The organism is Candidatus Oscillochloris fontis (assembly GCF_004138135.1).
Lineage (GTDB): Bacteria > Chloroflexota > Chloroflexia > Chloroflexales > Chloroflexaceae > Oscillochloris > Oscillochloris fontis.
Window position 1 is genome coordinate 21732 of sequence record NZ_RYFD01000008.1, and the last position, 19683, is coordinate 41414.

General features: G+C 59.2%; 22 protein-coding genes. 11 read left to right on the forward strand and 11 right to left on the reverse strand.

All coding sequences use genetic code 11. From position 1 onward, the window contains the following. Window positions 1-219: 219 nt before the first annotated feature. The 11 genes from EKD03_RS05170 to EKD03_RS05220 all read right to left on the reverse strand — a co-directional run bounded on the left by EKD03_RS05170 (window position 220) and on the right by EKD03_RS05220 (window position 10090). Window positions 220-735 carry a nitroreductase/quinone reductase family protein gene (locus EKD03_RS05170; RefSeq protein WP_129628280.1) on the reverse strand — a complete coding sequence of 172 codons (516 nt, stop codon included), beginning with the start codon at window positions 733-735 and terminating at the stop codon, window positions 220-222. Continuing rightward, window positions 732-1529: a 4Fe-4S binding protein gene (locus EKD03_RS05175; RefSeq protein ID WP_129628282.1), complete on the reverse strand. Its 798-nt coding sequence runs from the start codon at window positions 1527-1529 to the stop codon at window positions 732-734. Before EKD03_RS05175 ends, EKD03_RS05170 begins: the two co-directional genes overlap by 4 nt. A gap of 13 nt (window positions 1530-1542) precedes the next feature. Then, on the reverse strand, window positions 1543-2100 hold the full coding sequence (locus EKD03_RS05180; RefSeq protein WP_129628284.1) for a PadR family transcriptional regulator: 558 nt from the start codon (window positions 2098-2100) through the stop codon (window positions 1543-1545). 236 nt (window positions 2101-2336) lie between these two features. After that, a complete protein-coding gene (locus EKD03_RS05185) occupies window positions 2337-3749 on the reverse strand; it encodes a glycosyltransferase family 39 protein (RefSeq protein ID WP_129628286.1) in 1413 nt (470 codons plus the stop codon). After that, a complete protein-coding gene (gene pheS, locus EKD03_RS05190) occupies window positions 3749-4795 on the reverse strand; it encodes a phenylalanine--tRNA ligase subunit alpha (protein WP_174842816.1) in 1047 nt (348 codons plus the stop codon). Before pheS ends, EKD03_RS05185 begins: the two co-directional genes overlap by 1 nt. A 253-nt stretch (window positions 4796-5048) precedes the next feature. Beyond that, window positions 5049-5828, reverse strand: a complete 780-nt coding sequence (locus EKD03_RS05195; protein ID WP_129628290.1) for a TrmH family RNA methyltransferase — start codon at window positions 5826-5828, stop codon at window positions 5049-5051. Window positions 5829-5959: 131 nt separating this feature from the next. After that, window positions 5960-6313 (reverse strand): 50S ribosomal protein L20, encoded by a 354-nt coding sequence (gene rplT, locus EKD03_RS05200; protein ID WP_129628292.1) that lies wholly within the window; start codon window positions 6311-6313, stop codon window positions 5960-5962. A gap of 132 nt (window positions 6314-6445) precedes the next feature. Then, a complete protein-coding gene (locus EKD03_RS05205; protein ID WP_129628294.1) occupies window positions 6446-6646 on the reverse strand; it encodes a large ribosomal subunit protein bL35 in 201 nt (66 codons plus the stop codon). An 18-nt stretch (window positions 6647-6664) separates the two neighbouring features. Beyond that, window positions 6665-7417, reverse strand: a complete 753-nt coding sequence (infC, locus tag EKD03_RS18985; protein WP_129628296.1) for a translation initiation factor IF-3 — start codon at window positions 7415-7417, stop codon at window positions 6665-6667. A gap of 346 nt (window positions 7418-7763) precedes the next feature. Next, a complete protein-coding gene (locus tag EKD03_RS05215) occupies window positions 7764-9044 on the reverse strand; it encodes an NAD(P)/FAD-dependent oxidoreductase (protein ID WP_129628298.1) in 1281 nt (426 codons plus the stop codon). Continuing rightward, complete coding sequence (locus EKD03_RS05220; protein WP_129628300.1) at window positions 9041-10090, reverse strand: lysylphosphatidylglycerol synthase transmembrane domain-containing protein; 1050 nt, start codon at window positions 10088-10090, stop codon at window positions 9041-9043. Before EKD03_RS05220 ends, EKD03_RS05215 begins: the two co-directional genes overlap by 4 nt. Window positions 10091-10365: 275 nt before the next feature. Between EKD03_RS05220 and pdxS the strand changes: the two genes are divergently transcribed. The 11 genes from pdxS to EKD03_RS05275 all read left to right on the forward strand — a co-directional run bounded on the left by pdxS (window position 10366) and on the right by EKD03_RS05275 (window position 19571). Beyond that, window positions 10366-11247, forward strand: a complete 882-nt coding sequence (gene pdxS / locus EKD03_RS05225) for a pyridoxal 5'-phosphate synthase lyase subunit PdxS (RefSeq protein WP_129628302.1) — start codon at window positions 10366-10368, stop codon at window positions 11245-11247. Window positions 11248-11309: 62 nt separating this feature from the next. After that, on the forward strand, window positions 11310-11882 hold the full coding sequence (gene pdxT, locus EKD03_RS05230) for a pyridoxal 5'-phosphate synthase glutaminase subunit PdxT (protein ID WP_129628304.1): 573 nt from the start codon (window positions 11310-11312) through the stop codon (window positions 11880-11882). 75 nt (window positions 11883-11957) lie between these two features. Further along, complete coding sequence (locus EKD03_RS05235) at window positions 11958-12950, forward strand: hypothetical protein (RefSeq protein WP_129628306.1); 993 nt, start codon at window positions 11958-11960, stop codon at window positions 12948-12950. Window positions 12951-12954: 4 nt separating this feature from the next. Then, window positions 12955-14637, forward strand: coding sequence for a R3H domain-containing nucleic acid-binding protein (locus EKD03_RS05240; RefSeq protein WP_129628308.1), 1683 nt, complete (start codon window positions 12955-12957; stop codon window positions 14635-14637). A 9-nt stretch (window positions 14638-14646) separates the two neighbouring features. Continuing rightward, window positions 14647-15339 (forward strand): dTMP kinase, encoded by a 693-nt coding sequence (gene tmk / locus EKD03_RS05245; RefSeq protein WP_129628310.1) that lies wholly within the window; start codon window positions 14647-14649, stop codon window positions 15337-15339. Beyond that, window positions 15336-15662, forward strand: coding sequence for a cyclic-di-AMP receptor (locus EKD03_RS05250; RefSeq protein ID WP_129628312.1), 327 nt, complete (start codon window positions 15336-15338; stop codon window positions 15660-15662). The genes tmk and EKD03_RS05250 overlap by 4 nt, the downstream gene beginning before the upstream one ends. A gap of 11 nt (window positions 15663-15673) precedes the next feature. Next, window positions 15674-16180 carry a zinc ribbon domain-containing protein gene (locus EKD03_RS05255; RefSeq protein ID WP_129628314.1) on the forward strand — a complete coding sequence of 169 codons (507 nt, stop codon included), beginning with the start codon at window positions 15674-15676 and terminating at the stop codon, window positions 16178-16180. 34 nt (window positions 16181-16214) lie between these two features. After that, entirely contained in the window at window positions 16215-16970 is a 756-nt protein-coding gene (locus EKD03_RS05260) for a class I SAM-dependent DNA methyltransferase (protein WP_129628316.1), read from the forward strand. 21 nt (window positions 16971-16991) lie between these two features. Then, window positions 16992-17960: an asparaginase gene (locus EKD03_RS05265; protein ID WP_129628318.1), complete on the forward strand. Its 969-nt coding sequence runs from the start codon at window positions 16992-16994 to the stop codon at window positions 17958-17960. A 10-nt stretch (window positions 17961-17970) separates the two neighbouring features. Further along, window positions 17971-18690, forward strand: a complete 720-nt coding sequence (gene ubiE, locus EKD03_RS05270; protein ID WP_129628320.1) for a bifunctional demethylmenaquinone methyltransferase/2-methoxy-6-polyprenyl-1,4-benzoquinol methylase UbiE — start codon at window positions 17971-17973, stop codon at window positions 18688-18690. Continuing rightward, on the forward strand, window positions 18687-19571 hold the full coding sequence (locus EKD03_RS05275) for a DUF4230 domain-containing protein (protein ID WP_129628322.1): 885 nt from the start codon (window positions 18687-18689) through the stop codon (window positions 19569-19571). The genes ubiE and EKD03_RS05275 overlap by 4 nt, the downstream gene beginning before the upstream one ends. The last annotated feature ends 112 nt before the right edge of the window (window positions 19572-19683 follow it).

Here is a 19683-nt window from a genome sequence, read left to right on the forward strand (position 1 = left end):
TATTCTAGCACGTTCGTTAACGGAATGAAAAGCGAATCGCGTCCTTTCAGCAGCATGTGTGGCGAACTGATTTGCCTGTGGGATGCGCTCTCGACGTTCGTGGAGGTGGATGGCATCGAGCCAACCAAACGCCGTCGCCGAGTGCGCGTTGCGTCCTGCCGTGCTGGGGCGCAAAGGGTGGTACGGTACCCAGAGCGACGACGGATACGGTCTGAACATCTAGCTTCTTTGATCAACCATCGTCATAACCATAATGGGGATTTTTCGCCCATGAATCCGTTGCTTATAGAGCGGATAGCCTCTATACGTATGTACGGCATAGTCCCAAAACCGCGTATACTCCTCATCGGCAGCTTCATGGGCTAGATACGTCGCCACCTTTCCGGCTATCGAACATGTCGCCTGTGGGTTAGCCTTCAAGTTGAAATACCATGCCGGGTAGCGTTTCTGCCCCCAATTGGTCGCAATGATCGCGAAATTGGCCGGATTATCTTCGTCACGGATACAGAGGAGCGGAACGGTGCGCGCTAATCCACTCTTCGCCCCCGTGGTGGTCACGATAACAACGGGCAACCCCGATAGCAAACTCGTCATGGTCATCCGACCGCCCGACAAGCGTAAGACGATACCGTCAGAAATATGCAAGGTGCGCGCATAGAGCCATGCTCCTGGCGTTGAAGAGCCGATTTTGTGCATCAGGACTTGAAAGGGAGCGTATTTCTTCTCTGGCATCATTGATCTCCTGTATGAAGAGCGTGCTTACCTACGTTCTGAGAACTGAATGAAAAGCGAATTGCATCCTTTCCGCAGTGATCGACGCAGGTGCCGCACAGGATACATTCGCTATGTTCCATCTGTTCCGCCAGCACCATCGTATGAACATCAAGGCTCATCGGGCAGAGTCGCGTACAGATCTTACAATCGGTACACGCCGAAGCGTTAGCAACAAGCCGTAGCGATGGCCAACCAAAACGGTTACGGATCCAACGCCCAATCATCATGAAGGGAGCCATCCAGCAGATAGTATGACAAGCAGCACGCCGCCCAACGATGATGGCCAGACCAATAAAAAGACCGATCACGATATAGTAGATAAGATAAGCAAAAATGATCGGACGATCCGGTGAACCTGAAACGGAGATACCATCTACTGTCAAGTGAAGCATGTTGACGGCGTGGTAGCCCCCTGATTGAAAGACAAGGAAGACGATCAGACTGATCCACGGAATCCAGATCAGCCATTTGATCCAATCGAGTTTACGGCGGTTAACAGCACTCCTATTGATTGGCTCAACGATCTCCTCCATCCCCGCACCGGGGCAGACCCAGCCGCACCATGCACGCCCCAAAAAGAGCGATGCCAGGAACATCAAGCCAAAGAGTATCAGGCTGCCGTTGACAATGCCATTCATCGCTCCGTCAATAATAACGTAGGGTGAGAGAAAGTTCATCGTAAGTGGGAAGGAGAGGAATGCGATAATGACTATTCCCTTGCGGATACGTTGGCGTGTGGGTAATTGACGCAACATGTTGAACTCCGTGTTAGTTCTCAGGGATTTCCCCATGACGAATACGTTCAATGAGATTCTCAACAAACGCGAGGTTTGATTTGAGGCTATGGATACCAATATCGAGGGTCAACATCCCAAAGAAAAACTCACGCGGAGAGGTGGTATATTCGTCATAGGCTTCGATCTCGCGTGGAATTTGAGCGTAACGCTCAAGACCGGTCCGCATCTGGGCGGCCACGCGCTCAAACATAGCCAACACTTCATTATTTGAAAACTGCCCAGCGAAGAAAACCTGAATCATATCGGCGCTACGATTATCTTCAGGCGGCAACGGTGAAAGCAACCATCTGCGCAATTCATCACGCCCCATGGGTGTAATAGAGTATTCCTTACGATCCGGGCGCGATTCTTGTCGGACAACTTCGATTTCGACCCACCCTTTTTCATTCATCCGAGTAAGTGTGCGATAGATCTGGCTTTGGTCGGCGGGCCAAAAATGGCGCACCGAGGCGTCAAAGATCTTCTTCAAGTTATACCCCGAATAAGGGTGAGCATTTAAAAAACCAAGAATAGCGTGCTCAAGCGACATAAACCACCCCGTGCCATTATAGGACTTGTACTATATGCTACAAGTCCTATAATGGCACGGGGTGGTTACAAAGTCAAGCAGATTCTTATGGGAAGCGTAGGGGCGACGCATCGCCCCTACGGGATGATCGGGGCACTCGGCGATGTGCCACCTCCGCCATGAGGTTGCGCCGCGCCCCGATGCGGAGCGGTATACTGAGCCGTGCAGCGTTTTTTAGCGGTACAGGATGAGTACACCTAATACCCCACCCCAATCACCATATAGGGCATAGAGATCGCTATGCCCAGCATGATCGCCACCACCCCCCAGGCCACACGGGTTCGCGCCATGCCCCCGGCCAGCCCGATGCCCACCGCCGCCAGCGCGGGGAAGAGCAGCCGCCCTTGCCACGCCACCAAGCCCGTGGTGGCCACGAAACTGAGCACCCAGACCGCGCTCATCCCCAAGAGGATGCGCGGGCCAGCCCACAGCCGCGAGGCCGGTTTGCGGCTGGGGAGCAGCCAGCCGAGTAGCCCCAGGCCCATGACGCCCCAGTAAAACCAGAGCGCCCAGTCGGGCGGGTGGATATTCATCCAGCCAAAACGTGCCCAGAAGGAGCCAACCAGTTGGCTCAAGCCCCCCGACCACGCGGCCGGGTCGCCCCAGGCGAAGGGTTGACTCGCAAAATGGCTGCGGAAGAGCGCCGCCGCAAAGGGGTCGCCGTAGAGTTGCTGGTTACGCCAGTACCATCCGCCCGCCACCAGCAGCGCCGTTCCAGCCCACGCGATGCTATTGCGCACCATGCGCCACCAGTGTAACTGTTCACACTTGGCGTAAAGAACGCTTCTCATTGACGCCAAGGCGCCAAGACGCAAAGGTTTTGTTGCAGGCTTTGCGCCTTGGCGTCTTGGCGTCAACATCTGGAAGCTAGCATTGCGCCACGTAGCCCAGAGCAGCAGCGGGCCGAGTAGCAGGGCGCTCTGTTTGGTGAGCAGCGCGAGGCCAAAGAGCAGACCCAGCAGAAGAAACGCGGTTACGCGGCTAGGTTCGGCAGCCCGCACTACCCGCAGACAGATCCACAACACCGCCGCACTCAGCGCGGCCAGGAGCGCATCGTTACTCACCAGCGCCGCGATGAAGAGAAACTGCGGGTTGAAGGCCACACATGCCGCTGCCAGCAGCGGCGTGCTGCGCTCCCCCGGCCAGATCTGGCGTGTCGCGAGGTAGGTGCAGAGGACGGTACACGCGCCTGCGAGGGTTGAGGCCAGCCGCGCCAGCCGCCACGCCCATGCCTGTTCCGGCCATGTGGTCTGGGGAACATGCACGAACGCCGCCGCCTGATTCCCGCCTGCCCAGATGAAATCGGGGTTGGCGCGTAGCGCGAGGTGCTGCTGCTCTGCTGGTAGCCACATCAACGCCGGGGTGGTGAGTAGGTACGCCAGGGGTGGTTGGTGGCCCTCGCCGGGGACATCGCTCTCGGCCTGGGTGGCGCGCTGCACGGGGAGTCGGTGTTCGCGGACGAGGAAGAGTCCATAGGCGAGGTGGCCGGGTTCGTCCGGCCCCTCGCCCAGCGGGATGCTCAGGTTATAGATCCACGCGAGGGCAATGAAGATGAGCAACAGGCCCGCAATCGGGCCAGACGTGGCGAAGCGCACATGCTCCTCGCGCATCAACCAAACTGCTGCACAAAACGCACATCGCCGGAGTAGAAGTTGCGGATGTCGTCAATCCCATACTTGAGCATCGCAATCCGCTCCGGGCCGAAGCCACCCGCAAAGCCGCTGAAGATGTCCGGGTTGTAGCCGCCATTGGTTAGCACATTGGGATGCACCATCCCACAGCCCCCAATCTCTAGCCAGCCGGTGTGCTTGCAGATGCGGCAGCCCTTGCCTGCGCAGAGGAAGCAACTCACATCCATCTCGGCACTCGGCTCGGTGAAGGGAAAGTAGCTGGGGCGCAGGCGCACCTTGGTGCCGGGGCCATACATCCGCTCGGCGAAGAAGCTCAGCGTGCCACGCAGATCGGCCATGGTGATGTGGTGCCCCACCGCAAGGAACTCGAACTGGTGGAACATCATCTCGCTGCGCGCCGTAATCTGCTCGTTGCGGTAGACCTTGCCGGGCAGCAGCACGCGCAACGGTTCGGGCGCGTAGCGACGCATGGCGTGCATCTGGCCGGGCGAGGTGTGGGTGCGCAGCAACACATCGGGAGCCTCTGGCGGCATCTCGACATAGAAGGTGTCCTGCATATCCCGCGCTGGGTGGTCGCTAGGGAAGTTCAGTTGGCTGAAGTTGAGGTCATCAAACTCCACCTCTGGACTCTCCCACACCTGGAAGCCCATCTCGGCGAAGATTTGCTCAACTTGACGTAAGACTTGGGTGGTCAGATGCAGATGACCGAGCGCCGGCGCGTGGCCGGGCATGGTCACATCAATCTGATCGGCGGCTAGTTCGGCGGCCTGCGCTGCCGCTTTGAGCCGCGCTTCTGCCTCGTCAAAGGCAGCCTCTAGGCGTTCGCGCAGCGCATTGAGGCGGCGGCCATGCTCCGGGCGCTGCTCGGCGGGAACACTCCCCATACTGCGCAGCGCCCGCGTCAGCGCCCCCGACTTGCCGGTATAGCGGCTCTTCCACTCGGCCAGACCAGCCAGATCGGCCACACTCGCCAGATCAACCCCGGCCTGGGCTTCAAGGGTACTCAACTCATCAGTTGGTGTCATCATAAGATATGGTTCCATGCAAGCGATGTTTCGCGGGCCGCCGCCATTATACGCGATCACCCCAGGGTATGGGTAAAATCTTTGGGGCTACGCTATCAACCGCAGAGGACACAGAGGTACGCAGAGGGATGGGTTTCGCGCTACCTGTGGTTATGACCTCTGGTTCTTCCTCTGCGTTCCTCTGCGTCCTCTGCGGTCAACAACCAGGGCGCAAGAAGACGCGTAACCGCCCCCGGACTCCCACCGGAGGTGACTACCTCCCACCCCGTTGGCGCAACGCCTCGAAGAGCATAATACTCCCCGCCACCGCCGCATTGAGCGACTCGGCTCGCCCCTGCATGGGGATCGCCAAATACTGGGTGGCCAGCGTCATCCCGGCTGCGCTCAACCCGTGCGCCTCGGAGCCGATGATCAGTGCCGCTGGCTGGTTCCAATCGGCTTGGTCGTAGGGCATGGCTGCATCCGCCGCCGCCGCATAGACTACCGGCAGATCGGCCACCTCAGCCCCGATCTCATCCCAACTCAGGTCGTGGCGCATGGGCAAACTGAAGTGGGCACCCATAGCCGCCCGCATCACCTTGGGGGCAAACGGATCGGCGCAGCCGGGCGCACACAGCACCAACCCAACCCCCGATGCCTCAGCGGAACGGAGCAGCGTCCCCAGGTTGCCGGGGTCTTGGAGGCCATCCAGCACGAGGCGCAGGCCGGGTTGGGGAACTAGGTTAGGCCACGTCACTGCCGCGACCACCCCCTGCGGATTGCGGGTATCAGTGGCGGCATTGATCGCCACCGCATTGGCCGCGAAGCAGCCGGGGCGGCTGAGGAGTTGGTCGAGGAGTGCCGAACCTGCCGGGGTAGCGCGTAAAGAATCGGGGTTGTAGAGCACCACCCGCAGATCCGCACTCGTCGCGAGGGCGTGGGCCACGAGGCGCACGCCTTCGATCACAAAACTGCGCTCACGGCGGCGATCACGCGGATCGGCGCAGAGCGAGCGCAGGTATTTGACGTGGGCATTGTGGGTACTCGTGATCACGCATCACCATGGTGGGGGTTTGGGGGCGACAAGTCGCCCCCGAAGATCTTTTTTGGTTGCTCTGTGGCGGCGAAGCCGCCACAGAGCAACCAAAATGGGGTTTGGGGCGTTGCCCCAATGCGCTGCAACACTTACGCCTTAGGCGTCGCCGCCGCAACAATCTCGCTAAACGCCTTCGCATCGCGCACCGCAATATCAGCCAGGATCTTGCGATCCAGGTTGATTCCGGCATTCTTCAGCCCACTGATCAAGCGGCTGTAGGTGGTACCATTGAGGCGTGCCGCCGCATTGATACGCTGAATCCAGAGCCGACGAAAATCGCGCTTGCGGTTGCGTCGGTCACGGTAGGCATAGGCGAGGGCGTGCAACACCGCCTCGTGGGCGACGCGATAGTGGCGTGAGCGGCTTCCACGGAAGCCCTTCGCCTGATCAAGTAGCTTGCTGTGACGCTTGCGCGCCATCATGCCACGCTTAACACGAGCCATAGTAGACGATCCTCCAAAAGAATAGGCAGGCCAGGGGGTGGCAAACCGAACCCTGAGCTACGCCTGAGCGCATAAGGTAGACCACGGCAAGCGCCGGGTCGTCCACTCTCTGTTTATCCGACGCGATACAACCTACTTCAAACCGTAGGGCAATGCCTTCTCAAGGTGGCTACTGCTGGTCAGCGACATCGGCTGATCTTTACCATACTTGCGCTGGGCACGCTTGGGGCGGCGGCGCTTGTTGCCGCGAATACCCTGCTGCTGCATCACCTTACCAGTCGCCGTGATCTTAAAGCGGCGCTTGGCCCCCTTGTGGGTCTTCATCTTAGGCATGGAAGTTCCTGTAGGGTACTACTTCTTCTCGTCATCAAGCTCGTCGTCATCAAGCTCATCGTCGTCGAATTCCTCATCGTCAAGCTCTTCATCATCAAGCTCGTCGTCGTCGAATTCCTCGTCATCAAGCTCGTCGTCGTCAAGCTCCTCGTCCTCATCAAGCGGCGTGTCGCTTGGGGTTGCCACACTCGCCGCAGCGGACTTCGCTGGCTTCGCTGGCTGCGAATGGGCCTTTTGTGCCAACTGGGCGGCCTTGAGCACCTTCGCGGTTGGCGCAAGCAGCAGCGAGAGCACGCGGCCCTCCATGAGCGGCTTCTGTTCGATCACCGAAATATCGCGCAACTGCTCAGCAATCTGCTCAAGCATCTTGCGACCGATATCCGGGTGCGCCATTTCACGCCCACGGAAGCGCACATTGAACTTCACCTTGTCTCCGGTAAGGAGGAAGCGACGTGCCTGATTGGCCTTGACCTCAAGATCGTGATCGTCGGTCTTGGGCATCAGACGGATCTGCTTCAGCTCGGCCTGCTTCTGATTCTTGCGAGCCTCGCGTTCCTTCTTGCTCTGCTCGTAGCGGAACTTGCCATAGTCGAGCAGACGGCAGACAGGTGGCACAGCGTTGGGCGCCACTTCAACAAGATCCAGGCCACGCTCTTCTGCGAGGCCAACAGCTTCGCGTACCGAGACGATACCGACCTGTGTCCCATTCTCGTCGATCAGGCGAACCTCACGCGCGCGAATGCGGTTGTTGATGCGAAACCGATCTCTAATAGCACGACTCCTTTGTCATCATAAATACAGCACTGATGCCTCGCATGGGTAGAGGTGTGAACGAATGATGTGGATTTACCGTTGCGTCGGCTGAGGTGCTGCTGCCCTGATCTTCCTGGCAAGGCGACAGGTGGCTGTCGGAACAACCAATTGGTACCGAAACATCATTATACCAGCCGGATACGCGGTGGTCAAACGGGATTTACCCCGTAACTATTCACACTTGGGGTAAAAGAAATCTCGTATTGACGCAAAGGCGCAAGGACGCAAAGGTTTTGTTGCAGGCTTTGCGCCTCTGCGTCTTTGCGTCAAAAACTGGAAGCTAGGAGAAGTGTGAACAGTTACTTTACCCCATCTCCGCCGCGACGCGCCGCCCTAAATCCACCGCGAAGTTGGTGCCGCGATCCCAGGGGTAGACTTGGCTCATGCTGGCCCAGTAGAGTCCGTTCAGGGGTGTGGCGAAGGGCGGGATGTTGTGGCTCTGGTTGATCGGCGCAATCGGTTGGGCGTAGGCTTCGCGGTGCAGCCAGTGGGTACGTACCCAACTCGGCTCAAAGGCTGGGTTGATGCGCTTGAGGTAGGGTAGGAAGCGCTGGAGCAGTTCATCCTCGCTGAGCCGGAAGAACTCGTGATCGGGATCGAGGTAGTCGCCACAGTAGACGAGGTGGTCGCCGCCATAGTGGCTGGCATCAATGAAGTTGGTGTGCTCCACGAGCGCCAGGAAGGGGAAGTCGCTCTTGGGGGGCATCAGCCAATAGACCTTGTCGAGCAGTTTTTTGCGCAGCGCGAGGGTGAGTACCACCGCGCCCATCGAGCGGAGTTGCTTGAGTTGGCCCAGGTAGCTGGCGGGTAGTTGCGGTACGAGTTGGCTGAGCAGTTGCGGTGATCCGGTCATCAACAGGCGATCATACACCTCGGCAGGCTTTCCCGGCGTGATCAGTTCCCAGCGTCCATCCTCGCGCTGGCGTGCGGCACTCGCCGGGGTCTTGAGGTCTACCTGAACGCCGCGTGCCTCCACCGCTCGCTGGAGTGCATCCACAAATCCCTGGAAGCCACCTTCGTAGTAGCCCAACTTGAAGCTGCGCGCCTTGAAGCGCGACCAGAGCCAGGCCATATTGACCTGATCGGCATGCGGGCCGAATTTGCCCTCCAACAAGGGTCGGATGAGGGTCGTGTAGGCCGGGTTGCCCATCCAACGCTGCGTCCACTGCGCGGCGGTGGTACGTTCCAGGCTGCGCCAGTTATTGGTGACATACTTGAGGTAGGCGATGGCTGCCCCAAAGCGTACCCGGTCGGGAAAGGGGATGCCGGGGAAGCGCAACACCGGCAACACTCCATCCAGGGCGTGGGGCCGCCCTTCCCACCACTGCGCTGTTACCGCGCTACGGAAGAAGAGCTGGTGGCTAAAGCCAATCTCCTCGGTCAGCTTGATGATTGCCGCATCGGTCTGAAAGATGTGGTGGTAGAAGCGCTCCAGCGGCCACTCCCAGCGTGGATCGCGGAACCCCGCCGCCAAACCTCCCGCCACCGCATCCGATTCAATCACCCGCACTTGGTGGCCGCACTGGGCCAGATCGTAGGCGGCGGTGAGACCCGTAATTCCAGCGCCAACAATTGCTATCTTCACGAGGAGACTCCTGCGGCAACATCGTCGCGTTCGGCTTCAGGCTCGGCAAGTTCAGTGGGATGTTCCTTCATCGCGGCGGCACGCGCCATATCGCGCCAGCCCACGCTTTCGTGGAGCATATACGCGGCACCAAGCAGGGTGATCGGCAGCCAGAGCGCGACATGCAGCACCAGGGTGTAGCCCGTGGCGATAGCCTGGGGTACTCCAAACTGTGTCAGAACCGCAATACCGGGGGCATCGAAGGTGCCGACATAGCCCGGTGAGGAGGGGATGGTGGTAAAGAGGTTGACCACCGCCGTCATCAGCATGAGGACTGGGAAGGAGACCTCGAAGGGGAAGGCATGCATCACAAACCAGTATTTGAGTGTCTCGCCCAGCCAGATCAGGGTTGAGGTGAGAAAGATGATCAGCAGTTCGCGGGGGCTACGCAGTGACTGCAACCCGATGATGAAGCGGTCGAAGATGCCATGCACACGCGGACGGAGCTTGGCAGGCAGGAAGGTATCAACTGCCCACGTATAGAGGCGACTCATGCGTTCCGGTTGGGCCGCTAAGAGCATAAAGGCGGCCAATGCCACCGCAAAGAGAATGCTAAAGCCAATCACCATCCAGCGGTAGGCGGGTGGAAGCGGAGCGAAGGGCAGCGTTGCAAAGACAAAGAGCAGCATCACCAAGCCATCGAAGAGCCGCTCCAGCACCACGGTTGCCAGCGAGGCACTCATCGGGATGCCCTCTTTGCGGCGTAGCACGTAGCTGCGCAATACCTCACCGGCCCGCGCCGGATAGACGTTATTCCCCATATAGCCGATCACCACTACCGGGAAGAGCCGTCGTGTGGGGATGAGTTGGATATGCGCCAGCATCGAGCGCCAGCGCCATGTGCGCACCCAGACCACCACGGTATAGATGCCAACCCCCGGTAGTAACCACCAATAGTTGGCATGGCGCAGGGTCTCCCAGAAGTTACTCAGATCGAGGCCGCGCAGCGCGATGCTGAGAAAAAAGATACTGATGAAGAGGCCGATCCAAAACTTCCAGCTACGCACCCTACCCCCTCCTGAATCATGGCGAAAGACAATACATAATACCATAAGGGTAGCGATGGAGCATGGGCAACATCCACCTTGGGTGGAGGTTCGGGGGCGGCACAGCCGCCCCCGAAGATCTTTATTTGGTGTATGTTTGGTGGCGTAGCCGCCAAACATACACCAACATGGGGGTTTGGGGCTACGCCCCATGGGCTTTGCCCTTACCCTATGGTAAAATGATCGTGTATCCTTTCTAATTGGTGGTTTTAGAACCTAAGGGCGAGGTGTATAGCATGGAAACGTCTACCTGGACAACGAAGGTAGGCCTAGCGCAGATGCTCAAGGGTGGCGTGATCATGGATGTGGTCACCCCGGAGCAGGCGCGGATTGCCGAGGAAGCGGGCGCTGTGGCGGTCATGGCGCTAGAGCGGGTCCCGGCGGATATTCGTGCCCAGGGCGGCGTGGCGCGAATGAGTGACCCGGAGCTGATCTCGGCGATTAAGGCCGCAGTAACCATTCCGGTGATGGCGAAGGCGCGTATTGGTCACTTTGTTGAGGCACAGGTGATCGAGGCGCTGGGGATTGACTATATTGATGAGAGTGAGGTGCTGACTCCCGCCGATGAGGAGCACCACATCAATAAGCATAAGTTTAAGATTCCCTTTGTGTGTGGTTGCCGTAATCTGGGCGAGGCGCTGCGCCGTATCGCCGAGGGTGCCGCGATGTTGCGCACGAAGGGTGAAGCTGGAACCGGCAATGTGGTTGAGGCGGTGCGCCACTTCCGCACCGTGCAGGGTGACATCCGCCGCCTTCAGAGCATGGACGAGGATGAGCTCTTCACCGCCGCGAAGAACCTCCAAGCGCCTTATGAACTGGTCAAGCAGGTGGCTGAGTTGGGTAAACTGCCCGTCGTCAACTTTGCTGCGGGTGGTATCGCGACCCCCGCCGATGCCGCGCTGATGATGCAGTTGGGTGTCGAGGGTGTCTTTGTCGGGTCGGGCATCTTCAAGAGTGGCGACCCTGCGCGCCGCGCCCGTGCGATTGTTGAGGCCACGACCCACTACAATGATCCGGAGATCATCGCCAAGGTGAGCCGAGGCTTGGGTGAGCCGATGGTCGGCATCAATATTGATCAGATCCCGGCGGAGCAGTTGATGGCCAAGCGTGGCTGGTAGAGGATGCCGTTGGGTGTTGGGGGCTATCGCTCCGCAACACCCAGCGACAATAACAAAGACGTATGAGTGTTGGTATTTTGGCCCTTCAGGGCGATATTCAGGAACATAGCGCGGTTCTTCTGCGCTTAGGGGTGCGTCCGGTTGAGGTGCGGCTGCCCAAGCATCTGGCTGAGGTGAACCGCTTGATCATTCCGGGAGGCGAGAGTACCACCATTGGTCGCCTCTTGGCGCTCTATGATCTGGTGGAGCCGATCCGCGCCCGCGCTGGTCATGATCTGGCTATCTGGGGGACGTGTGCAGGGGCGATTCTGCTGGCTCGTACCATCCTTGATGCGAAGCAGGGCGGTCAGCCTGTGCTTGAACTCATGGATATGGCGGTACGCCGCAATGCCTATGGCTCGCAGTTGGATAGTTTTGAGCAGCCCTTGGCGATGCCGGTGTTGGGCGAGATTCCGCTTCCAGGAGTCTTTATTCGCGCACCACAGATCGAAACGATTGGCCCAGCGGTCACTGCATTAGCGACCCTCCCCAGCGGGGCTATCGTCGCCGCCCAGCAAGGCCGCTTGCTGGCTACCACCTTCCACCCCGAACTAACGAGCGATGACCGGGTGCATCGCTACTTTTTGGAGTTGTAGATCATGGCAGATGTTGGATTATCGTGGGCGTTACGTTCACTCTAATCGAATATCGCGCATCTACAAATCACAACTATGATCCGCTCTGTTACCCCTGCTGACCTCTGGTGGCTACGCCGCAAGCCGCGCAACCAGGTGGTTCTCTATACTGATGAACTCCTGGCTCAGGTACACCGCCCGACCTGGTTTGCCTTGCGTTGTCTGTTGGCAGGGAATGGGCGTGACCGGACGACGTTGGTGACGCACGAACGGGGGACGACGGCTTTTGTGCAGGCGTGTGGGCGCAGTGGGCGGCCCGAACAGGATATTGTCTATTTGGGTGCTTTTGGCCCGCGCACCGCACGCCTGCCGAGTGATTATGATCTCTGGTTTAGCCTGCTCGAACAGCTCTGTATTCACGCCGGGTATAACCACATCCAGCGGCTCTATGCGGCTTCCCCTAGCCAATATACCGAGGTTCGTGAGATCTTCCGCCAGCTCGGTTTTCAAGCCTATACCCACAAGACCCTGCTGCACCTCTCTGGCCTCGATTGGGATCAGCGCACCACACTGGCCCCGATGCGCATGCAGTCGCGCCGGGATTCTTGGGCGATTCATAAGCTCTATGGGGCGGTGACACCCCACTTGGTGCAGTATGCCGAGGCGCGCAATGTGCGCCACTGGGCGATTCCTATTCCGCAGCAGTTTGGCTCGCAACGCCGTGTGGCGTGGGTGCTTGGCCCCGATGATGATCTGCATGCCTATCTGCGCCTCACTAGTGGTGTCTCTGGGCATGTCTTTAGTCTGCTCATTCGGCCTGATATGCGCGAACAGGTGGTGGATGTGGTGCGCTTTGGTTTGGCGCAACTGAGCGATACCCGCCCGATCTATCTGGTGCTGCGTGAATACCAGGAAGATCTGTTGCTGCCCTGTCAGTCGCTCGGCTTCCAGCCGATTGGCGAACAGGCACTGTTGGTGAAGAATATGGTCGTTGCGGTGCGCCGCTCACTCCTCGCTGCTCCGTTTGAGCCGGGGTTTGAACCACGGGTGACGGCACCGCGTATCTCCACGGCAAGGGAGGATCGATAAATCTATGTCCGAGCGTGCTGATGTGACCAATAATATAGATCTTCTGCTCGCGGCTCTGCCCCCGCATGTTACGGCTGCTCTTCAGGATGGCGTGGCTGATCCCGATGATCTCTTGGAGATTGTGATGGATCTGGGGCGTTTGCCCGAAGCGCGCTACCGCAATGAGGAACGCTTCCTGAGTGACCGCGAGGTGACGCAGGATGAGATTGATTATGTGATCGAGCGGATCGGCGCATTTGGTGAAGATAATCGCGCTGGTATCCCGCGTACTCTGCACCGTATCTCGGCGATCCGTAATCGGCGTGGCATGGTGATTGGCCTCACCTGCCGCGTTGGGCGGGCGATCTTTGGCACGGTGGCGATTATTCGCGATCTGGTTGAGACTGGCAAGAGTATCTTGTTGCTCGGTAAGCCGGGGACGGGCAAGACGACGCTGTTGCGCGAGACGGCGCGCGTTTTGGCCGAGGAGTTCCGCAAGCGGGTGGTGATTGTGGATACCTCCAACGAGATTGCGGGCGATGGTGATATTCCCCACCCCGGTATTGGGCGCGCCCGGCGGATGCAGGTGCCGCGCCCCGCTGAACAGCACGCGGTCATGATCGAGGCAGTGGAGAACCACATGCCTGAGGTGATCGTGATTGATGAGATCGGTACCGAGCTTGAGGCGATGGCGGCGCGCACGATTGCTGAACGTGGCGTGCAGTTGGTGGGTACCGCCCACGGGAATACGCTCGATAATCTGATGATCAATCCGACCCTCTCGGATCTGGTGGGTGGTATTCAGGCGGTGACGCTGGGTGACGAAGAGGCGCGCCGTCGGGGTACCCAGAAGACGGTGTTGGAGCGCAAAGCGCCGCCGACCTTCGATATTCTGATCGAGATCGAGAGTTGGGATAGTGTCACTGTCTATGATGACGTGGCCGCAGCGGTAGACGCGATCCTGCGCGGCGAGGACCCACCCGCCGAGCTACGTTCGCGTGATGCCGATGGGGTGGTGCATGTCGAGACGGTGCAGCGCGAGTTGATCAATGCACCTGCGCTGGGGCGTCGGATTGGCCCGACCCGTGTTGGCGGTGGCGGTGGTGATCGGAGTGGCGGTGGTGATCGGAGTGGCAGTGGTGGCAGCGAACGCTTCGCTGGTTCGCGCCGTGAGCGCGGAGGGGCCGCGAGTGGAACCGCGAGTGGGCCAACTCAGCGCATCTTCCCTTTTGGGGTCAGCCGCAATCGCCTGGAGACCGCGATTGAGCGGTTGCGCGTCCCGGCGGTGATTGTGCGCGATATGAAGGACGCCACGCTGGTGATGACGCTCAAGAACTACTACCGCCAGAGTGGCCAGCGGCTCAAGCAGGCCGAAGAACATGGCGTGCCAGTCTATGTGTTGCGCAACAATACCATCACCCAGATGGAGCGCCAGTTGGCGCAGGTCTTCAACCTGCGGCTGGCCGATGACGATGAGCGCGGTGATGGCGAGAGTCCGCGCAGCAACGGTTCCGAGGTGATCGAAGATGCGATGGTTGAGTTGGAGAGCGCGATCAACCAGGTGATGAGCGGTGAGCGCAATGCGGTTGAATTGGCTCCGCGCAGCAGCTACATCCGCCGTCTTCAGCACCAGATGGCCGACCGCTACAATCTGCGCTCGGAGAGTCGCGGCGATGATCCCAACCGGCGGGTGAAGATCTACCGATAAGAGAGTACTATGAGTCTCTTCATCACATTTGAGGGTTCCGAGGGCAGTGGCAAAAGCACCCAGGCGCGTTTGCTCTACGAGCGGTTGCAAGCCTTGGGCTACCCGGTCATTCTCACCCGCGAGCCGGGTGGTACGCGGATCAGTGAACTGATCCGCCGTATCGTGATGGATCTGCGTCATACCGAGATGGCTCCTACCACCGAGACGTTGCTCTTTTCGGCGGCACGCGCCCAGTTGGTGAGCGAACTGATCCGACCCTACCTCGGTACGGGCGGGATTGTGTTGTGTGACCGCTATGCCGACTCGACCTTCGCTTACCAGGGCTACGGGTTGGGCCGCGATCTGGACGAACTCCAGGCGATCACCACGGTGGCCACGGGTGGCCTCCAACCCGACCTGACCTTCTACCTCGATCTGCCGGTGGAAGAGGGGTTGCGCCGTAAGCATCTGGCTAAAGAACGCGCCGAGCAGAACACCCCTGGCAGTACCCTGACAACTCCGGTGGAGTGGAACCGCCTCGACGCGCGCGATCTGGCCTACCACCAACGGGTGGCGGCGGGGTTCGCCGATCTGATCCGAAAAGAGCCGCAGCGCTGGCGGACTATTCCAGCCGAACAACCCATCCCCAACTTGGCCGAACAGATTGCCCAGGAAGTTGCGCCGCTACTCAAACGAGTCGTTCGTCTGGGAGAATCACAATGAAATTGATCCTTGCGGTTGTCCAATACCAGGATGCGGGTAGCCTGGTTGATGCGCTCACCGAACAGGGGTTTCGGGTTACGAAGCTGAGTAGCCAAGGTGGCTTCTTGCGTGAGGGGAATGTCACGCTGCTGATCAGTGTCGAAGATACGCAAGTCAATATCGTGATCAAGACGGTGCGTGAACACTGTTCAACCCGCACCCGCTATGTCTCGCCGATGCCGCCGATTGCGGAATCGGGTGAGTTCTATCCGCCCGCACCCTTGGAAGTGCAGGTGGGTGGCGCGACGGTCTTTGTGCTGAAGGCTGAGTCAACCCGCTTGTAGCGTGGAGATCTATGGAAGCTATTCAGAATCTACTCGCTAATGTTATACCGTTGCTGATGGTGCTAGGGGTTCTGCTCGGAGCCTATCTGATTCTGCTCTGGGCAGCCTCGGTGTTGTGGACTTACCGCGACATTCGCCAACGCAGCGAGGATGTTTCGGTGCAAGTCTTGGCGGTGGGGATGGTCTTGCTGCTACCGTTTGCCGGGATTCCCCTGCACATGATTCTGCGTCCTCCCCAAACTCTGGCCGAGAAGTATGAGCGTTCGTTGGAAGAGGAGTACCTGCGCAACGACATCGAAGACAAGTTTGTCTGCCCGGAGTGTCAGCGCCCGATAGAACCCGACTTCATTCTCTGCCCGCATTGCACCACCGCGCTGCGTCGTCGCTGCGAGGTCTGTTCGCGGGTGGTTGATCTGACGTGGACCACCTGCCCCTACTGTGGTGACACGGGCACCCCAGCGGCGCGCCAAGCCACCACGGCAGTTGGCGTGGCCTACCCAGCGCGGCGTGGGGAATAGAGACGCAAGATATTGCGTCTGAAGAGAGGCGCACATGATCTATGATCGCTACGCGGCGCTCTATGATGTTAGTGGTCAGGTACGGTTTGCGCTTCTCGTCACCACCTACTTGGCCGAGATCCTGGCCCACCACCCGGTCGCTGGGCGGCGCATGCTCGATCTGGCATGTGGCACCGGCACCTTGGCGATAGAGATGGCCGATCAGGGCTGGCATGTGATCGGGCTGGATCGCTCACCCGCGATGATACGTCAGGCTCAAGCCAAAATAGCCGGAGTGCAACTCAACGGGAGTGTCGGCTTTGTGGTTGAGGATATGCGTTACGCCACGCATAGCCTGCCCAGCGCCAGCTTCGATCTTGCCACGTGTACCTATGATAGCCTGAACTACCTGACCAGCGAGATCGATCTGCTGGAGTGCTTTCGGGCGATAGCCGATGTGTTGGTACCGGGTGGCCTGTTTGTGGGCGATATGAACACGCGCCACTTTTTGGAGTTTGAGTGGGGCGCGTGTGCGGTACGCGAGCAGGACGGCTTTGTGCAGGTGGAACAGAGTTACTTTGATCGTTGGAATGCTACCTCTACCATGGTGCTGACCGGTTTTGTTGGTGATGACACCCAAGGGTATGAGCGTTTCGATGAGGTGCATGTGGAACGGGCCTACCCACCAGAGTTGGTTGAGGATCTGATGCTTCGGGCCGGATTGCAGATTGAAGCGCGGTATGATAGCTTTACCCTCAGCCCACCAGAGCCACGTAGTCAGCGCATCTTTTGGGTTGCTCGGCGCAGGTAGGAGTGATCGGAGAGAAATTCCATGAAACGGATTGTTGTGATCACCACCGGCGGTGCTATCGGTGCCCGGCGCGGCCCAGTTGTTGGTGGGGCGACTCCGGCGCTGAAGGGCGAGGACTTTCTGGCGCTCTTGCCCCGCCAGGGGATTGATCTCGTCTTTGAGGAGTTTGCCAACCTGCCCAGCAGCCATGTTACTCCCATCCATGCGCTTGAATTATCCCAGCGGATCGAGACGCTGCTCGCAAACCCCGATTTCGATGGGGCGGTTGTGATTCATGGCCCGGATACGCTAGAAGAGACAGCCTACCTGCTCGATCTGACCCTCAACCTGAGTAAGCCGGTTGTACTGACGGGGGCGATGCGCAGTTCGGCCAGCCCCGGCTATGATGGGGTGGTCAATCTGGCCAACGCGATCCGCTTGGCCGCCGCGCCCGAAGCCTACGATCTGGGGGTGATGGCGCTCTTTGGCGAAGCCTTCCACGCGGCAACCACCGTGCAGCAGATCCATAGCCAGATGCTGACGAGTTTCGAGTCGCCCGGTAGTGGCCCGCTGGGTTGGATTGAGGGCGAACGGGTGGTGGTGCAGCAACGCCCGTTCCTGCGCCAACACATCGCCTGCCAGCGGATAGAAGAGATGGTTGATCTGATTCGCGTCACTCAGGGTGCCGACGTGCGCCAACTGCGCCACAGTATTGAAGATGGTGTGGCTGGAATCGTGATCGAGGCGCTCGGCGGGGGGCGTCTGCCACCCTGGTGGCTCCCGCTGATCACCGAGGCGCTGCACCAGCGCACCATGGTGCTGGTGACCACCCGGTGTGCGGCGGGCGGCTTGGGCGATGAGTTTGGGTATGTGGGAGCTTTTCACGATCTGCGCCGCCTGGGGGTACTCTTTGCGCAGCACCTCAGTGGCCCCAAGGCGCGTATCAAACTGATGGTGGCGCTGGGTGCGGCGCGCACAACAACTGAACTGCGGGGCTGGTTTGTGGGATAAGGAGCTACCTGTGAGCGTGTTACCAGAACTGTCCGAAAAGGCAACTTATGTTGAGCGGATGTTTGCGCGTATCGCCCCCGGCTATGATCGTGTCAATCGGGTGATGACCTTCGGTATGGATCAGGGTTGGCGGCGTCAGATGGTCGCAATGATCGCGCCACCTGTTGGGGGTAACGCGCTCGATGTGGGTACCGGTACTGGTGATTTTCTGCCTGAACTGGCGGCCTGGGTGCGTGATGGTTTGGCGGTGGGGGCCGATTTCACCGTCGCGATGATGGCGGCTGGCCAGCCCAAGATTGATGATCTTGCGGCGCAGGGGCGCGCCGGATTTGTGGGAGCGGATGCGCTCAGTCTGCCCTTCCCCGACAACAGCTTCGATGCGATCACTACCGGGTTTATGTTGCGCAACGTCACCGACATCCATGTTGCATTGGCCGAGATGTATCGGGTGGCGCGTCCGGGCGCAATGCTGGCATGCCTCGAAGTGGCGCGCCCGCGCAACCCGATCTTCCGTTTTGGGCATCGCATCTATTTTGAAGGTGTGGTACCCTGGATAGGACAACTCCTCGGTGGTGATCGCAGCGCCTACACCTACCTCCCCCAATCAGCCCGCAACTTTCCGCCACCTGAACAACTCGCCGCCATGATGCGGGCGGTGGGCTGGCAGCATGTTAGCTACGAATTGGTAGGTTTGGGAGCCGCCGCGATTCATACTGGAGCAAAAGTATGAGCCAGGAACCAAGTGGGCAGCGCCAGCGCGAAAATATGATGCAGCAGCGGCTACGCAAGGCGCGGGGTGAGGAGATTGACGAGGATTATGCGTATGATCATCTGCCCGACGCGGACGACGATGTGCCCCGCACCTTCAGCCGCGCAACCCCGGTGCGACGCAGGTCGGGCGGCGGTGGAGGCTGTCTGGCCCCGTTGCTGTATGTGATCATCGGTGGGTTGGCCACCCTGCTCGTTCTGGCCTTGGTGTTCAATCAGGTGGGCGGGATTGCGCGCTTCTTGCCCAGCATGCCCAACTTCAGTACGATCATCATCACTCCTACCCCGGTCATCCAGAGTGGCACTGCGGTGGTGCGGCGCATTCAGCAACTCAGCCGCCTAGAGACCACCAGGTATACGGTGGAGCAGGTGATTGATGTGCGCCAGGAGAGTAGTATCCCCTGGATTGGCAATTGGGTTGCCAGCGATGCGTTGCTGCTGATTGCGCATGGCGAGGTCATCGCTGGGATTGATCTGAGCCAACTCAGTGAGAATGCCATTACGATCTCGCCCGATGGGCGCACGATTACCCTCCAACTCCCTCCGGCACAGATCCTGAGTGCCATCCTCGATAATAGCAAGACCCGTGTTTATAGCCGAGATCGCGGCTGGTTGGCACCCGAAAATAACAACTTGGAGACTTTGGCGCGCCAGGAGGCGGAACAACGCATCCTCCAAGCTGCCTGTGAGGATGGCGTACTGATCCGTGCTACCGAGGCGGCGGAAGTGGCGTTGCAAAAGTTTTTGGGTCTGCTCGACTATGATCAGGTGCTGGTCGTACCGAGTACGCCGGCTGCCTGTGTGGTGCCTAGCAGCACCCCTGGGGTGACACCCGCCCCTTGAAATGGTGTTGGTTAAAAAAATGTTATCCCGCAACGCCAAAAGGCTTGATCATTGCGTGTACAATAGGGCTACGATCTTGGAACGCATGCGATCAACTATTCGGCCCACGGAG

Bases quoted from the DNA above. Each gene is read 5' to 3' on its own strand.
- EKD03_RS05170 (WP_129628280.1), bottom strand. From the start codon at position 735: ATGATGCCAGAGAAGAAATACGCTCCCTTTCAAGTCCTGATGCACAAA.
- EKD03_RS05175 (WP_129628282.1), bottom strand. From the start codon at position 1,529: ATGTTGCGTCAATTACCCACACGCCAACGTATCCGCAAGGGAATAGTC.
- EKD03_RS05180 (WP_129628284.1), bottom strand. From the start codon at position 2,100: ATGTCGCTTGAGCACGCTATTCTTGGTTTTTTAAATGCTCACCCTTAT.
- EKD03_RS05185 (WP_129628286.1), bottom strand. From the start codon at position 3,749: ATGCGCGAGGAGCATGTGCGCTTCGCCACGTCTGGCCCGATTGCGGGC.
- pheS (WP_174842816.1), bottom strand. From the start codon at position 4,795: ATGACACCAACTGATGAGTTGAGTACCCTTGAAGCCCAGGCCGGGGTT.
- rplT (WP_129628292.1), bottom strand. From the start codon at position 6,313: ATGGCTCGTGTTAAGCGTGGCATGATGGCGCGCAAGCGTCACAGCAAG.
- EKD03_RS05205 (WP_129628294.1), bottom strand. From the start codon at position 6,646: ATGCCTAAGATGAAGACCCACAAGGGGGCCAAGCGCCGCTTTAAGATC.
- pdxS (WP_129628302.1), top strand. From the start codon at position 10,366: ATGGAAACGTCTACCTGGACAACGAAGGTAGGCCTAGCGCAGATGCTC.
- pdxT (WP_129628304.1), top strand. From the start codon at position 11,310: ATGAGTGTTGGTATTTTGGCCCTTCAGGGCGATATTCAGGAACATAGC.
- EKD03_RS05235 (WP_129628306.1), top strand. From the start codon at position 11,958: ATGATCCGCTCTGTTACCCCTGCTGACCTCTGGTGGCTACGCCGCAAG.
- EKD03_RS05240 (WP_129628308.1), top strand. From the start codon at position 12,955: ATGTCCGAGCGTGCTGATGTGACCAATAATATAGATCTTCTGCTCGCG.
- tmk (WP_129628310.1), top strand. From the start codon at position 14,647: ATGAGTCTCTTCATCACATTTGAGGGTTCCGAGGGCAGTGGCAAAAGC.
- EKD03_RS05250 (WP_129628312.1), top strand. From the start codon at position 15,336: ATGAAATTGATCCTTGCGGTTGTCCAATACCAGGATGCGGGTAGCCTG.
- EKD03_RS05255 (WP_129628314.1), top strand. From the start codon at position 15,674: ATGGAAGCTATTCAGAATCTACTCGCTAATGTTATACCGTTGCTGATG.
- EKD03_RS05260 (WP_129628316.1), top strand. From the start codon at position 16,215: ATGATCTATGATCGCTACGCGGCGCTCTATGATGTTAGTGGTCAGGTA.
- EKD03_RS05265 (WP_129628318.1), top strand. From the start codon at position 16,992: ATGAAACGGATTGTTGTGATCACCACCGGCGGTGCTATCGGTGCCCGG.
- EKD03_RS05275 (WP_129628322.1), top strand. From the start codon at position 18,687: ATGAGCCAGGAACCAAGTGGGCAGCGCCAGCGCGAAAATATGATGCAG.